General features: G+C 68.9%; 11 protein-coding genes and 1 pseudogene. 5 read left to right on the plus strand and 7 right to left on the minus strand.

The window, feature by feature from the left end; genetic code table 11:
- Positions 1-124 precede the first annotated feature (124 nt).
- Entirely contained in the window at positions 125-2,440 is a 2,316-nt protein-coding gene (locus tag OG883_RS25700) for an MMPL family transporter (protein ID WP_266545203.1), read from the minus strand.
- Between the two features lie 162 nt (positions 2,441-2,602).
- On the opposite strand from OG883_RS25700, the gene OG883_RS25705 reads away from it, so the two are divergent.
- The 3 genes from OG883_RS25705 to OG883_RS25715 all read left to right on the plus strand — a co-directional run bounded on the left by OG883_RS25705 (position 2,603) and on the right by OG883_RS25715 (position 6,413).
- Complete coding sequence (locus tag OG883_RS25705; RefSeq protein ID WP_323180970.1) at positions 2,603-3,514, plus strand: TetR/AcrR family transcriptional regulator; 912 nt, start codon at positions 2,603-2,605, stop codon at positions 3,512-3,514.
- A gap of 109 nt (positions 3,515-3,623) precedes the next feature.
- Entirely contained in the window at positions 3,624-3,941 is a 318-nt protein-coding gene (locus OG883_RS25710; protein WP_266549423.1) for a heavy-metal-associated domain-containing protein, read from the plus strand.
- A 174-nt stretch (positions 3,942-4,115) separates the two neighbouring features.
- On the plus strand, positions 4,116-6,413 hold the full coding sequence (locus tag OG883_RS25715; protein ID WP_266545205.1) for a cation-translocating P-type ATPase: 2,298 nt from the start codon (positions 4,116-4,118) through the stop codon (positions 6,411-6,413).
- 485 nt (positions 6,414-6,898) lie between these two features.
- Here OG883_RS25715 and OG883_RS25720 read toward each other — a convergent pair whose 3' ends face one another.
- From OG883_RS25720 to OG883_RS25735, 4 genes are all read right to left on the minus strand, one after another.
- Positions 6,899-8,188 (minus strand): citrate synthase, encoded by a 1,290-nt coding sequence (locus OG883_RS25720; RefSeq protein ID WP_266545207.1) that lies wholly within the window; start codon positions 8,186-8,188, stop codon positions 6,899-6,901.
- A gap of 242 nt (positions 8,189-8,430) precedes the next feature.
- The gene (locus OG883_RS25725) at positions 8,431-10,632 is read right to left on the minus strand and encodes an ATP-dependent RecD-like DNA helicase (protein ID WP_266545209.1); all 2,202 of its coding nucleotides are present in this window, start codon (positions 10,630-10,632) and stop codon (positions 8,431-8,433) included.
- A gap of 257 nt (positions 10,633-10,889) precedes the next feature.
- Positions 10,890-11,258, minus strand: coding sequence for a hypothetical protein (locus OG883_RS25730; protein ID WP_266545210.1), 369 nt, complete (start codon positions 11,256-11,258; stop codon positions 10,890-10,892).
- Positions 11,255-11,536, minus strand: coding sequence for a hypothetical protein (locus OG883_RS25735; RefSeq protein WP_266545212.1), 282 nt, complete (start codon positions 11,534-11,536; stop codon positions 11,255-11,257). Before OG883_RS25735 ends, OG883_RS25730 begins: the two co-directional genes overlap by 4 nt.
- A gap of 127 nt (positions 11,537-11,663) precedes the next feature.
- Between OG883_RS25735 and OG883_RS25740 the strand changes: the two genes are divergently transcribed.
- Together OG883_RS25740 and OG883_RS25745 are read left to right on the plus strand one after the other, a co-directional pair.
- Positions 11,664-12,488: a helix-turn-helix transcriptional regulator gene (locus OG883_RS25740; RefSeq protein ID WP_266545214.1), complete on the plus strand. Its 825-nt coding sequence runs from the start codon at positions 11,664-11,666 to the stop codon at positions 12,486-12,488.
- On the plus strand, positions 12,475-12,699 hold the full coding sequence (locus tag OG883_RS25745; RefSeq protein ID WP_266545215.1) for a DUF397 domain-containing protein: 225 nt from the start codon (positions 12,475-12,477) through the stop codon (positions 12,697-12,699). Before OG883_RS25740 ends, OG883_RS25745 begins: the two co-directional genes overlap by 14 nt.
- A 26-nt stretch (positions 12,700-12,725) precedes the next feature.
- Here OG883_RS25745 and OG883_RS25750 read toward each other — a convergent pair.
- Positions 12,726-13,555 (minus strand): annotated as a pseudogene (locus tag OG883_RS25750) (IS5 family transposase).
- A gap of 45 nt (positions 13,556-13,600) precedes the next feature.
- Positions 13,601-13,840 carry a hypothetical protein gene (locus OG883_RS25755; protein ID WP_266545217.1) on the minus strand — a complete coding sequence of 80 codons (240 nt, stop codon included), beginning with the start codon at positions 13,838-13,840 and terminating at the stop codon, positions 13,601-13,603.
- Between the last annotated feature and the right edge of the window lie 6 nt (positions 13,841-13,846).

Raw genomic sequence — 13,846 nt, forward strand, 5'->3', positions numbered from 1 at the left:
CCGCACCACTACGGTCCGGTGCGGGGCGGGGCCGTGCGGTGCCGTCTTGGTGGGGCAGTTCCGTCAGTGCCGCTGGTTCCGTCAGTGCCGTCGTGCCTTCGGCCCGACGGACGCAACCGGGGCGTCAGGCCTTGACCTTGCCCCGTGCCGCCGGCTCGGGATCGGCATCGGACCGGCGATCCGGCCGCTGCGGCGCGGGCTGCGGTATCTCCCCCTCACTGAGCCCGAACCGCTCATGGAACCGGCGCACCGGCCCGGGGGCCCACCAGGTCGAGGCGCCCATCAGCTTCATCACCGAGGGCACGAGCAGACTGCGCACCACCATGGCGTCCATCAGCACCGCCAGGGCGATCCCGAGGCCCAGCATCTTGGTGTTGGTCACCCGCGAGGTGCCGATGCCCACCATCACCACCGCGAGGATGACGGCCGCCGCGGTGATCAGTCCGCCGGTCCGCTGAAGGCCGAACCTCACCGAATGTTCGTGCTTGCCGGTGCGGTCGTACTCCTCCTTGATCCGGGAGAGCAGAAAGACGCCGTAGTCCATGGAGAGCCCGAAGGCGATGCAGAACATCAGCACGGGAAGCGTCGTCTCGATGTCTCCGGTGGAGGTGAAGGAGAGCAGCCCGGAGAGATTGCCGTCCTGGAATACCCAGACGACCGCCCCGAACATCGCCGTCAGACTCAGCGCGTTGAGCAAGACCGCCTGGAGCGGGATCAGCACACTGCCGGTGAGCAGGAAGACCAGCAGCAGGGTCGCCACGACGATGATCCCCAGCGCCAGGGGCAGCCGGTCCGCTATGGCGGACTTGGAATCCTCCAGCACTGCGGCCCTGCCGGTCACCGAGGTTTCGAACGGGGCCGGTGTGTCGCGCAGTTCATGGACGAGCTTCTGGGCTCCCTCCCCCACCGCTTCCCCCTCGGGCTGCACCGTGAAGTAGGCGGACGTGCCCGAGGTGACGGGTCCGTCGACCCTCAGTACGCCCGGGAGTGCGGCGATCCGGTCGCGGTACTCGGCGTACGCGGCGGGGGCGGGCGCGGACCCGGCGGATCCCGGAGCCTCGGCGATCACCTCGAGTCCGCCGGCGGGACTACCGGGGAAGCCGTCCCGTATCTGCTGCTGAACCACATGGGACTCGGCGGTGGACGGCAGCTGCCGGTCGTCGGGCGTACCGAACTTCACGCCCAGGAACGGCAGGCCGAGCAGCACCAGCCCGATGACGGTGGCGAAGGCGAAGAGCGGTGCGCGGCGCATCACCAGGGCAGCGACGCGCGCCCATCCGGCGTCGGATTCCCCGGACCGGCCGGACACTCCGGACTCCCCGGGCTCTCCGGACGGCAGGTGCTTGTCCGCGTGCTTGTCCGCGCGCTTGTCCCGTCCACGCCGGAGCAGGAGGCGCAGATCCAGTGCGTTGACCCGGTGCCCCAGCAGCATCAGCGCGGCCGGCAGCAGGATCAGCGCGGCGGCCGCCGCCAGCAGGACCACCGCGATCCCGGCGTAGGCGAAGGAGCGCAGGAAGTACTGCGGGAAGACCATCATGGCGGCCAGGGACACGGCCACGGTCAGCGCGGAGAAGAGGACTGTGCGGCCCGCCGTGCGCAGTGTGGAGCCCACCGCCTCCCGTACTTCCGCCCCCGCGGCGAGCTCCTCCCGGAACCTGCGCACGATGAACAGGGCGTAGTCGATGGCGAGTCCGAGCCCCAGAGCCGTGGTGAGGTTCTGCGCGAAGACCGAGACATCGGCGAACTCGGTGATCCCGCGCAGCACGGCGTTCGTCCCCAGGATGGCGACGATGCCGACGCCCAGCGGGAGCAGTGCCGCGATCGCGCTGCCGAAGACCATCACCAGCAGCACCAGCGTCACCGGCAGGGCGATCAGCTCGGCCCTCAGCAGGTCCTCCTGGATGATGGTCGTCATCTCGTGCTGCACGGCAACCGGGCCGCCCACCGAGACCTTCACAGGGCCGTGCGCACCCCGGTAGTCGGGGGCTATCCGCTCCAGCACCTCGGCCGCGGCCTTCTCATCACCCTCGATCCGGGCCGCGATCAGCGCCTGCCGCCCGTCCTCGGCGCGCAGCGCGGGCGAGCCCGTCTGCCAGTACGAACCGACACCCGTGACGCCCTTCTCGGCGGCGAGCCGCTCCCCGAGGCGCCGCGCCTCGGCGGCGACCGCCGGGGCGTCCACGCTCGCCCGTCCGCTGTCCACGAGCAGCAGCAGATTCGGCTGGGAGGCGGGGAACTCCCGCTCCAGGGCCTCGGTCGCATACGTCGATTCGGCGGTCGGATCCTCAAAGCCTCCGCTGCCCATACGGTCGGCGACCCCACTGCCCGCGAACACCGCGAGTGCGGTGAGGACCAGTGCGGCCAGCAGCGCGAGCCGCGGCCGCGCGGTGACGAAACGGGTCCATCCCCCGACGCGTGGTGGGCTGTTGACTTCGGACATGGTGCGGTGTCCCCTTCACCGTGGCCCGTGCGCAGGCTTCCAGCAGGCAGCATGGGCGACCGTTGCCATAGACTGGCAAACACGAGCCATCGCTCGCATTAACCAAGAATGCGAGCGACCGCTCGCGTTTGTCAACCACGTAAGGAAGGCTGGGGAATTCACGTGCCGGAGCCCACGACGCCGGAGCCCGCCGAGACCGCCGGGGCCGACGGAGCCGTCACGACCGGCGGGGTCTCCGCGACCGGCGGGGCCGTCACGACCAGTGGGGCCGCCACGACCGGTGGGGCAGCCCGAAGCACCCGGGCCACCAAGCGCGCCAAGTCCGAGCCCGCCGCGACGACCACCAGCACAGGCGCGACCGACGGGGACGCCGGGACAGGCTCGACCGACGGGGGCGCCGGGGCGGCGACGGACGCCACGACCGTCAGGCCCCGTCGCCGCCAGGCCCGCGGCGAGCGGCGCATCGCCCAGCTCCTCGACGCCGCCGCGAACGTCTTCTGCACCACCGGCTACACCGCCGCCAGCACCAACGCCATCGCCCGCCAGGCCGGCGTCTCCCCCGGCACGCTCTACCAGTTCTTCCCGAACAAGGAAGCCATCGCCGTCGAGCTCGGCGGCCGGCTCCTCCAGCAGTGGCGCGAGTCCCACGGTGAGGCCCTGGCCGCCGCCAATCTCAATCTCCCGCTCGACGAGCTGCTCGACGCGGTCCTCGACCCCCTGTTCGCCTTCAACTACGAGAACCCGGCCTTCGCCGTCCTGATGCACGGTCCCGACGTCCCCGGCCAGATCACCCAGGAGTTCGACACCGTCCACGCAGGCCTGCTCGCCCGGATGAGGGAGATCATCGCGGGCTACCTCCCCGACGCCCCGCCGGCCGACCTCTCCCGCATCGCGACCATGACCTTCGCCATCTTCAAGGCCGGACTGGACCTGGTCCTCGCCTTCGAAGGCGCCGAACGGCAGGCGTACGTGACGGAGATCAAGAAGGTCATGTTCCGCTACCTGGATCCGATCCTCGGCGAGGCGGTGCTCCCCACGGAGACCTGTGGGACACGCGATCAGAGCTCGCATTAATACCCCCTAGGGGTATAAAGTGTCGGAGGCAGGGTGTTGCGGCATGTCCCGCGACCCTCCGGCGCACCATGAACTCGTACGTGTTGAAGCCCTCGAAGAGGAGAACGCCATGACCGCCGAGACGAAGACCGAGTCCGCGACAGCCCCGGCGGGCGGCTCCTGCTGCTCACCCACCGGCTCCTGCCACGACGGTGCGGCCGACGTGCAGATCGGTGGAGTCACCACGGTCTACCAGGTCACCGGCATGACCTGTGGCCACTGCGAGGGCGCCGTCTCGAGCGAGATCTCCGAGATCGCAGGCGTCACCTCGGTGAAGGCGGTTGCCTCCACCGGCCGGGTCACCGTCATCTCCGACGCCCCGCTGGACGAGGCGGCCGTGCGCGAAGCCGTCGACGAGGCCGGGTACGAACTCGTCGACAGGGCCTGAACACCCACTCCCCCAACAACAACCCGGCGCCTCACCACCCGGCGCCCTCACCACCGGCCCGCAGGACCTGCAAGGTCCCCGCAGGTCCCCGCAAGGCCTTCGCGCCGGGTCGTACCCGACCAGTCCGATACTGGTCACGTACGGCCCGGCACCCGTTTTCCTGGAGTCCCGAAAGTGGAAACATCCCAGGTGGAGCTCACCATCGGCGGGATGACCTGCGCCTCCTGCGCCGCTCGCGTCGAGAAGAAGCTCAACCGCATGGACGGCGTCAGCGCCACCGTCAACTACGCGACGGAGAAGGCGAAGATTTCCTACGCGGAGGGGACCGAGGTCGCCGATCTCATCGCCACCGTCGTGAAGACCGGCTACACGGCCGAGAAACCCCCGCCTCCCGAGCCCGCGAACGAACCCGCAGCGAACTCCGCACCAGAGATCACGACTCCCGGGGCTCCCGAGGCCACGGACGCCGGCCCGGCTTCCCTCCGGCAACGCCTGATCGTCTCCGCCGCGCTCGCCACGCCCGTCGTCCTCATGGCGATGATCCCGGCTCTCCAGTTCGACAACTGGCAGTGGCTCTCGCTCACGCTCGCCGCCCCCGTAGCCGTCTGGGGTGCGCTGCCCTTCCACCGGGCCGCGTGGACCAACCTCCGGCACGGCGCGGCCACCATGGACACCCTGGTCTCACTCGGCACGCTCGCCGCCTTCGGCTGGTCCGTGTGGGCGCTGTTCCTCGGGGACGCGGGTATGCCCGGCATGCGCCATGGCTTCGACTTCACCGTCTCCCGCACCGACGGCGCCTCGACGATCTATCTCGAGGTCTCCGCGGGCGTGGTCACCTTCATCCTCCTCGGCCGCTACCTGGAGGCACGCTCCAAGCGGAAGGCGGGCGCAGCGCTGCGGGCCCTGCTGGAGCTGGGCGCCAAGGACGTCTCCGTACTGAGAGGCGGCACGGACGGCGGTAAGGAGGGCGGCACGTACGGCGGTACGGAAGTGCGTATCCCGGTCGACCGGCTCGCCGTCGGCGACCGCTTCGTCGTACGCCCGGGCGAGAAGATCGCCACCGACGGCACGGTCGTCGAGGGCACCTCCGCCGTCGACGCCTCGATGCTCACGGGCGAATCGGTCCCCATGGACGTGACCGCGGGCGACCCGGTCACCGGCAGCTGCGTCAACACCGCCGGCCGCCTCATCGTCGAGGCCACCCGGATCGGCGCGGACACCCAGCTCGCCCGGATGGCCAGGCTGGTCGAGGACGCCCAGAACGGCAAGGCCGAGGTGCAGCGCCTCGCCGACCGGATCTCGGCCGTCTTCGTCCCCGCCGTGCTGCTGATCGCCGTCGCCACGCTCACCGTCTGGCTGCTGGTGACCGGCGACCCGACCGCCGCGTTCACCGCCGCCGTCGCCGTGCTGATCATCGCCTGCCCCTGCGCACTGGGCCTGGCCACCCCGACCGCCCTCATGGTCGGTACGGGCCGCGGGGCCCAGCTCGGCATCCTGATCAAGGGACCGGAGGTGCTGGAGTCCACCCGCAAGGTCGACACCGTCGTACTGGACAAGACGGGGACGGTCACCACCGGCCGGATGCGCCTTCAGGGCGTGTACGCCGCCGAAACGGCCGAGGAGCACGAACTGCTGCGCTTCGCGGGCGCACTGGAGCACGCCTCGGAGCACCCCGTCGCCCGCGCCGTCGCGGCGGGCGCCGAGGAGCGGGTCGGCCCCCTCCCGGCCCCTGAGAGCTTCACGAACGTCCCCGGCCTCGGCGTACGCGGGGTCGTCGACGGCCACCAGGTGCTGGTCGGCCGCGCCCGACTGCTCGAGGACGCGGGCGTGGAGCTGCCGCGCGAGCTCATGGACGCCGCAGCCGCCGCTGCCGGCCCCGGGGGGCGTACGGCCGTCTTCGCCGCCCGGGACGGCAAGGCCCTCGGCGTCCTCACGGTCGCCGACGCGGTCAAGGACACCAGCGCCGAAGCGGTCCAACGGCTGAGGGCCCTCGGCCTCACCCCCGTCCTGCTGACCGGCGACAACAGAGCGGTGGCCGCGTCCGTCGCGGCCGAGGTCGGCATCGACGAGGTGTACGCCGAGGTCATGCCCGAGGAGAAGGTGCAGGTGGTGAAGCGTCTGCAGGCCGAGGGCCGCAGCGTTGCGATGGTCGGCGACGGTGTGAACGACGCGGCCGCACTCGCCACCGCGGACCTCGGCCTGGCGATGGGTACGGGCACGGACGCGGCGATCCAGGCCGGTGACCTCACCCTCGTACGGGGGGATCTGAGGGTTGCAGCGGACGCGATCCGTCTCGCACGTCGGACTCTGGCCACAATCAAAGGGAATCTTTACTGGGCCTTCGGCTACAACGTGGCCGCACTGCCTCTCGCGGCATCAGGCCTGCTCAGCCCCATGATCGCCGGATTCGCGATGGCCTTTTCATCCGTATTTGTGGTAACCAACAGCCTGCGGCTCCGCTCCTTCTTGTGACTACAAATAGGTCACAAGACCTTCACAAGGAGACCTAGATCACAGATATTTGGGGGTAACCATTCAGGCTCCTCGGGAGTCTAAGTGGCGATGCCGCGAACGTCTTGGGGGACGTTCATGGGATGTCTTGGGGGACGTCCCAGGCAAGCGTTGGCCGGGGCACGTGCCCGGGGAGCTTTGAGCGGCCCTCCCGTGCGTACGTACCCCGGCAGACCGCGTGAGGAGCTTCTGCAGCCAGCAGACGCCCGGCCGGATCCCGTGGGGGGAATCCGCTCCGGGGAAATGGGAAGCGCCCCGCCCGCCGACCCGTGGGGGGATCGGCAGCGGGGCGCTTTCCGCTTGTCCGCACCGGTTCGGCCGGTCAGCCGGCTACGAGACGCGGATGCGGATACGGACCGGGCCGCGAGCGAGTCGTGAACATCCCGTCGCGCGAACTGTCAGCAGGCCTGCCGGCAGGACTGCCGACAGGGCCGCCGGCAGGACTGTCAGCGAGCCTCGACCGGGACGAAGTCGCGCAGGACCTCGCCGGTGTAGATCTGGCGCGGGCGGCCGATACGGGAACCCGGCTCCTTGATCATCTCGTGCCACTGGGCGATCCAGCCGGGCAGTCGGCCGATCGCGAAGAGCACGGTGAACATCTCGGTCGGGAAGCCCATGGCCCGGTAGATCAGGCCGGTGTAGAAGTCCACGTTGGGGTAGAGGTTGCGCGAGACGAAGTACTCGTCGGAGAGCGCGTGCTCCTCCAGCTTGAGCGCGATGTCGAGCAGCTCGTCGGACTTGCCGAGCGCCGAGAGGACATCGTGCGCCGCCGCCTTGATGATCTTCGCCCGGGGGTCGAAGCTCTTGTAGACGCGGTGGCCGAAGCCCATCAGACGGACGCCGTCCTCCTTGTTCTTCACCTTGCGGATGAAGGAGTCGACGTCGCCACCGTTGGCCTGGATGCCCTCGAGCATCTCCAGCACCGACTGGTTGGCGCCACCGTGCAGCGGGCCCCACAGGGCACTGATGCCGGCGGAGATCGAGGCGAACATGTTCGCCTGCGAGGAGCCGACCAGACGCACGGTGGAGGTCGAACAGTTCTGCTCGTGGTCCGCGTGCAGAATCAGCAGCTTGTCGAGCGCCGAGACCACGACCGGGTCCAGGTCGTACTCCTGCGCGGGGACCGAGAAGGTCATCCGCAGGAAGTTCTCCACGTACCCGAGGTCGTTGCGCGGGTAGACGAAGGGGTGGCCGATCGACTTCTTGTACGCGTACGCCGCAATGGTCGGCAGCTTGGCGAGCAGCCGGACCGTGGAGAGGTGACGCTGCTTCTCGTCGAACGGGTTGTGGCTGTCCTGGTAGAACGTCGACAGCGCGCTGACCACGGAGGACAGCATCGCCATCGGGTGGGCGTCGCGCGGGAAGCCGCCGTAGAACCGCTTGACGTCCTCGTGCAGCAGCGTGTGCTGGGTGATCTCACCCTTGAAGCTCGAAAGCTCGTCGACCGTCGGAAGCTCGCCGTTGATCAGCAGGTACGCCACCTCGACGAAGGTGGACCGCTCAGCCAGCTGCTCGATCGGGTAGCCGCGGTACCGCAGGATGCCCTGCTCGCCGTCGAGGTAGGTGATCGAGGATTTGTAGGCGGCGGTATTGCCGTATCCACTGTCCAGGGTCACCAGACCGGTCTGGGCTCGGAGCTTCCCGATGTCGAAGCCCTTGTCACCGACGGTGCTGTCGACCACCGGGTAGGTGTATTCACCGTCCGCGTACCGCAGTACTACAGAGTTGTCGCTCACGTCATCCCTCACCGACGTAGTGCCTCTTCTTCGAGGTGCCCTGACTGTCTCTACCATCCCCCATTTGGCTCAGGAGAGTGCACTCGGGGTCGACCATTGGGCCTATCGGCGGCACTCAGTGCCGCCAACCTGCTCATCTTGCCCCCTTCGCCCTGGTTCCGGAACTCGGGGGGTCGTTTGCCACCCCCAATGGGGTCCTGACGCGTCCCCCGGGCGGCGGAACCCGGGCGTCGGCCCGCCGGTCAGCCGGTCAGCCGGTGGTCGAGCGCGGTGAAGCGTCTGCCTGCGGAAACAGTGCGCACGGCCTGCCCTATCGCCTTGCGGGAGCCGACCAGCACGACGAGTTTCTTGGCCCGTGTGACCGCTGTGTAGAGGAGGTTCCGCTGGAGCATCATCCAGGCCCCGGTGGTGACCGGGATCACCACCGCCGGGTACTCACTGCCCTGCGAGCGGTGGATGGTCACGGCGTACGCGTGTGCCAACTCGTCCAGCTCGTCGAAGTCGTACGGAACCTCCTCGTCCTCGTCCGTCAGCACCGTCAGCCGCTGATCGTCCAGGTGGAGCGAGGTGACCACGCCGACCGTGCCGTTGAAGACTCCGTTCTTGCCTTTCTCGTAATTGTTGCGAATCTGGGTGACCTTGTCGCCGACGCGGAAGACCCGGCCGCCGACGCGTTTCTCGGGGAGATCGGGACGCGCGGGCGTAATCGCCTGCTGGAGCAGGCCGTTGAGCGTGCCGGCGCCGGCGGGGCCACGGTGCATGGGCGCGAGCACCTGCACATCGCGCCGCGGATCCAGTCCGAATTTGGCCGGAATGCGACGGGCTGCCACGTCCACGGTGAGCTTTCCCGCGTCCTCGGTCTCTTCCTCCACGAACAGAAAGAAATCGTTGAGACCCGAAGTGATCGGCTGGACACCGGAGTTGATGCGGTGGGCGTTGGTGACGACACCGGACTGCTGGGCCTGCCGGAAGATCCGCGTCAGCCGGACGTTCGGCACGGGGCCGCCGTCGGCAAGCAGATCGCGCAGCACCTCGCCCGCGCCGACGCTCGGCAGCTGGTCCACGTCCCCCACCAGCAGCAGATGCGCGCCGGGAGCCACCGCCTTGACCAGTTTGTTGGCCAGAAGAAGATCGAGCATCGACGCCTCGTCGACCACCACCAGATCCGCGTCGAGCGGGCGGTCCCGGTCGTACGCCGCGTCGCCACCGGGCTTGAGCTCCAGCAGCCGGTGCACGGTGGACGCCTCGGCCCCGGTCAGCTCGGCAAGCCGCTTGGCCGCCCGCCCGGTGGGGGCCGCCAGCACTACCTTGGCCTTCTTGGCGCGGGCCAGCTCCACGATGGAGCGGACCGTGAACGACTTGCCACAGCCGGGGCCGCCCGTCAGGACCGCGACCTTCTTGGTGAGGGCAAGCCTGACAGCCGCCTCCTGCTCGGGCGCCAGCTCCGCGCCCGTACGCTCCGCGAGCCAGGCCAGCGCCTTGTCCCAGGCGACATCGTGGAAGCCCGGCATCCGGTCCTCCGCGGCCCGCAGCAGCCGGCCGAGCTGGGCGGCGAGAGAGATCTCGGCGCGATGGAAGGGCACCAGATAGACCGCGGTGACCGGCTCCCCGCCGTCCGGGGCCGGCACCGCCTCCCGTACGACACCTTCCTCCTCACCCGCGAGCTCGGCGAGGCACTCGATGACAAGGCCGGTGTCCACCTGGAGCAGCTTCACCGAATCCGAGATCAGCTGCTCCTCGGGCAGGAAGCAGTGCCCCTGGTCGGTGGACTGCGACAGGGCGTACTGGAGGCCCGCCTTGACCCGCTCAGGGCTGTCGTGGGGTATCCCGACCGCCTGGGCGATCTTGTCGGCCGTGAGGAAACCGATGCCCCAGACATCCGCGGCCAGGCGGTACGGCTGGTTCTTCACGACCGAGATCGAGGCGTCCTCGTACTTCTTGTAGATCCGCACCGCGATGGACGTCGAGACCCCGACCCCCTGGAGGAAGATCATGACCTCCTTGATGGCCTTCTGCTCCTCCCACGCGGCACCGATCAACTTGGTCCGCTTCGGGCCGAGTCCGGGGACCTCGATGAGCTTCTTCGGCTGCTGCTCGATGATGTCGAGGGTGTCGGTGCCGAAGTGCTCAACGATCCGCTCGGCGATCCTGGGGCCGATGCCCTTGATCAGGCCCGAGCCGAGATAGCGGCGTATGCCCTGGATGGTGGCCGGCAGGACCGTGGTGTAGTTCTCCACCGTGAACTGCTTGCCGTACTGCGGGTGGGAGCCCCAGCGGCCCTCCATGCGCAGGGACTCGCCCGGCTGCGCGCCGAGCAGCGAGCCGACCACCGTGAGGAGATCGCTGCCGCGTCCTGTGTCGACGCGGGCGACCGTGTAGCCGTTCTCCTCGTTGGCGTACGTGATCCGCTCGAGGACGCCTTCGAGCACTGCCGTGTTGGACATGATCCGACGCTACCGCCGGGGTCGGACATCACGGAGGGCCTGTGGACAACCTGGGTCCGGGCAGAGCCCGTACCGCCGCCGTCCCATTACCGCCCCTGGACAGTCAAGGGGGCCCGGTCGACCGACCGGGCCCCTCGCACTCCCCCTCTGTTTCCCCCCGTTCAAGAACTCCCCGGATCCCCCCGGATCCCTCCCCGGAAGCCTTGACGCCAGATACGACCCGCGTCACACGGAAAGGGTTGTACGACTGCGGGCAGTTATTTTTCCGGACTTTCGGAATACTGACGAACCGGGGCAGTCGTAGCGTTCCGCCCATGAGCGATGTCCGCCGCCGCCTCCCCCGCCGGCACCCGGGCGCCCCGGCTCTCGGCGACCCGTTTGACGTCCCGCAGGGACTCACTCAGGCACCTGGCGAGGTAGCGCAGCTCCCCGCCGGTCACGCGGCGGTCCGCCAGCAGGTCGTCGGCGTGCGCCAGAAGGTCGTCTGCCATACCGAGCTGGACACTCTCAATGGCATCCGCAACCCGGGACACCGGGCCGGTGCCGTCACCCAGGACGTAGCACGACTTCCCCTCCGCCCCGGCCCACGGCAGGAGACGCGGCAGCCCGTACGGCGGGGCACTCATCGGCCCACCTGCACGCCATGGATCCGCTGGGGCCCGATGTCCACCCCGTGCACAGCGAGCCACAACGCGCGCCGCCTGGCCTGCTGCTGCCTCTCGTGCGCGACGAGGTAGGGGCGGACGAGGGGGCTGTCTTCGCCTCTGGGCGGGCGTTCGCCGGTGCGGCGGACGGTGGGGCCGGCGACGTATTCGCACGAGTACGGATACGGGGGTGGCGACGGCGGGCGCCCCTCGAAGCATCGCAGCAGCAGCGCGACAAGGCGATCGGCGAGTCGGGTCATGGATATGCCTCCGGAGCAGCGCGACTGCGTTCTGTCGCGATCTGCTCACAGAGTGGGGTCACCGATGGCTACGCTGCCAGTACCGGAGGCTTGACAGCACACCCGTCAGGTTGGGGAGTTGGTCGCATTGGAGAAGAATCGTCAGCCGCGAACGCCGCGCGAGAAGTACGGCGAGGAGCTGAGACTGCGGCGGATCGCGACGGGGCTGACCCAGGAGGGGCTGGGTGAACAGGTCGTCTGTTCGCCCACACTCATCAGCCATTTCGAGGCCGGGCGGCGGCTGCCCAAACCAGATGACGCCCAGCGCATCGACCGCGTCCTGGGCACGGACGGGTTCTTCGCCCGCTGGCTCGAGAACCTGGAGGCGAAGTACGCCGACCACTTCGCGGCGGTGGCGGAACTGGAACAACAAGCCACGCTGATCCAGCAGTTCGCGCTCTCACTGGTCCCCGGTCTGCTTCAGACGGACGGCTACGCACGTGCACTGTTCCGTGCCTACCGGCCCAACCATCGGGCGGAGGAACTTGACAGAGCCGTTGTCATTCGAACAGAGCGTGCCCGGATTCTCGACGATGCGTTGAGCCCTGTCCTGTGGACCGTGCTGGACGAGGCGGTGCTCCGACGCCAGGTCGGCGGGCCGCGGGTGACGGCGGACCAGCTGCACAAGATCGCGGGCATGGGGGAGGCGGGGCGGCTGCGGCTGCATGTGCTGCCGTTCGGAGTGGGTGCGCATGCGCTGCAAGAGGGCCTCCTCACCCTGCTGAGCTTTGAGGACTCGGCGCCAGTGGCATACGTCGAAGGGTTGTTCACCGGCCATTTGATGGATGATCCGGCTCTGGTGAGCGCCAGCGAGACGGCTTACGCTCTTGCGCTGAGCGATGCGATGTCGCAACAGGAGTCACTGGCCCTTGTCCGGGCCGCAGCGGAGGAACACGACCATGGTCAGCAGTGAGCACACCGTCTCCGACTCGTCCATCCTCACCGGGTGGTTCAAGTCCAGCTACAGCGGGGGCGGCCAGGGCGAATGCCTGGAGGTCGCGTGCGGCTACGCGACTGTGCCGGTGCGGGACAGCAAGACGGTGAGCGGGCCTGCGCTGGTGTTCTCGGCGGAGGGGTGGGCGGTGTTCGTCACGGCCGTCAGGAGCGGCGAGCTGCCCGAATGACACTGGTACATCACCAACTGATGGTTTCAGAATGCCTTCCGAAGTCGGCGGAGGCAGATGATGCCGCAGGCGAGCTCGAGCAGGCCTCGGTGGAGATCGGCTCGGCGTTCGTAGCGGATGCGGAGTCGCTGAACTGGTGAAGCCGGGCGAAGGTGCGCTCAAGGACCCAGCGGGTGCGGCCGAATCCTGAGCCGTGTGCGACGCCGCGTCGGGCGATGAGGGGCTTGATGCCGCGCTTCCACAGCAGGCGGCGGTACTTGTCGTAGTCATGGCCCCGGTCGGCGAGGAGCCGCTTGGGCCGGTTGCGGGGGCGCCCGCGCCGCCCCCGTATGCGGGGTGTCGCGTCCAGGAGCGGGATCAACTGCGTGACGTCGTGCCGGTTCCCGCCGGTCAGCGAGACAGCCAGCGGTGTGCCACGACGGTCGACGATCACATGGTGCTTGGAGCCAGGTCGGCCCCGGTCGCCGGGCGAGGGGCCGACGTGAGCACCCTTTGAGTGCCCTGACGTGGGAGCCGTCGATCGCGGCGTCGTCCATGTCCAGCAGGCCCGTTGCCCGCAGCTCGGCGAGGAGCATCTCGTGCAGACGTGGCCAGACGCCGGCCTCGGTCCAGTTCCGCAGCCTCCGCCGAGCAGTCACGCCCGAGCAGCCCACGACCTGAGTCGGCACGTCGCGCCAGGCCATGCCCTTGCGCAGCACGTAGACGATGCCGGCCAACGCGACCCTGTCCGGCACTCGCAGCCGTCCGGGACGGCGGTGGCGTCGAGGCGGCCGCTCGGGCAACAGCGGGCCATGCGCTCCCAGAGGTCATCAGGAACAAGATCAGCAGATACCCCGCAGACCTTGCCCAGATGCATCGTCAACCGCCAGCCGACACACCGATCTCATTCGGACATGATCAGTTAGTAGTAGTCGTCCTGCTTGCGGTCCCGTCCCGTCGGTAGCAGTTCCTCCCGCTCGAACTGCACCAAGAAGTCGTGGTCGTCCAGCATCACCGCGTAGGCCGGCGGAATGTCCGGCTTGGTGGGCTCGGTGATTCCGAGGATGGCCCCCAGCCGGCCCTTCAGTTCCGGACGCCTGGGTGAGCTGACCACCCGGACTTCCGCGTAGAAGTGGAACGCGTCCTCCGCCGCCTGCCCCATACCGAT

The sequence above is a fragment of the Streptomyces sp. NBC_01142 genome, assembly GCF_026341125.1.
Taxonomy (GTDB): domain Bacteria; phylum Actinomycetota; class Actinomycetes; order Streptomycetales; family Streptomycetaceae; genus Streptomyces.

Excerpts from the sequence above, each read along its gene's own strand:
- OG883_RS25700 (WP_266545203.1), bottom strand. The coding sequence starts at position 2,440 with ATGTCCGAAGTCAACAGCCCACCACGCGTCGGGGGATGGACCCGTTTC.
- OG883_RS25710 (WP_266549423.1), top strand. The coding sequence starts at position 3,624 with ATGACCGCCGAGACGAAGACCGAGTCCGCGACAGCCCCGGCGGGCGGC.
- OG883_RS25725 (WP_266545209.1), bottom strand. The coding sequence starts at position 10,632 with ATGTCCAACACGGCAGTGCTCGAAGGCGTCCTCGAGCGGATCACGTAC.
- OG883_RS25730 (WP_266545210.1), bottom strand. The coding sequence starts at position 11,258 with ATGAGTGCCCCGCCGTACGGGCTGCCGCGTCTCCTGCCGTGGGCCGGG.
- OG883_RS25735 (WP_266545212.1), bottom strand. The coding sequence starts at position 11,536 with ATGACCCGACTCGCCGATCGCCTTGTCGCGCTGCTGCTGCGATGCTTC.
- OG883_RS25745 (WP_266545215.1), top strand. The coding sequence starts at position 12,475 with ATGGTCAGCAGTGAGCACACCGTCTCCGACTCGTCCATCCTCACCGGG.
- OG883_RS25755 (WP_266545217.1), bottom strand. The coding sequence starts at position 13,840 with ATGGGGCAGGCGGCGGAGGACGCGTTCCACTTCTACGCGGAAGTCCGG.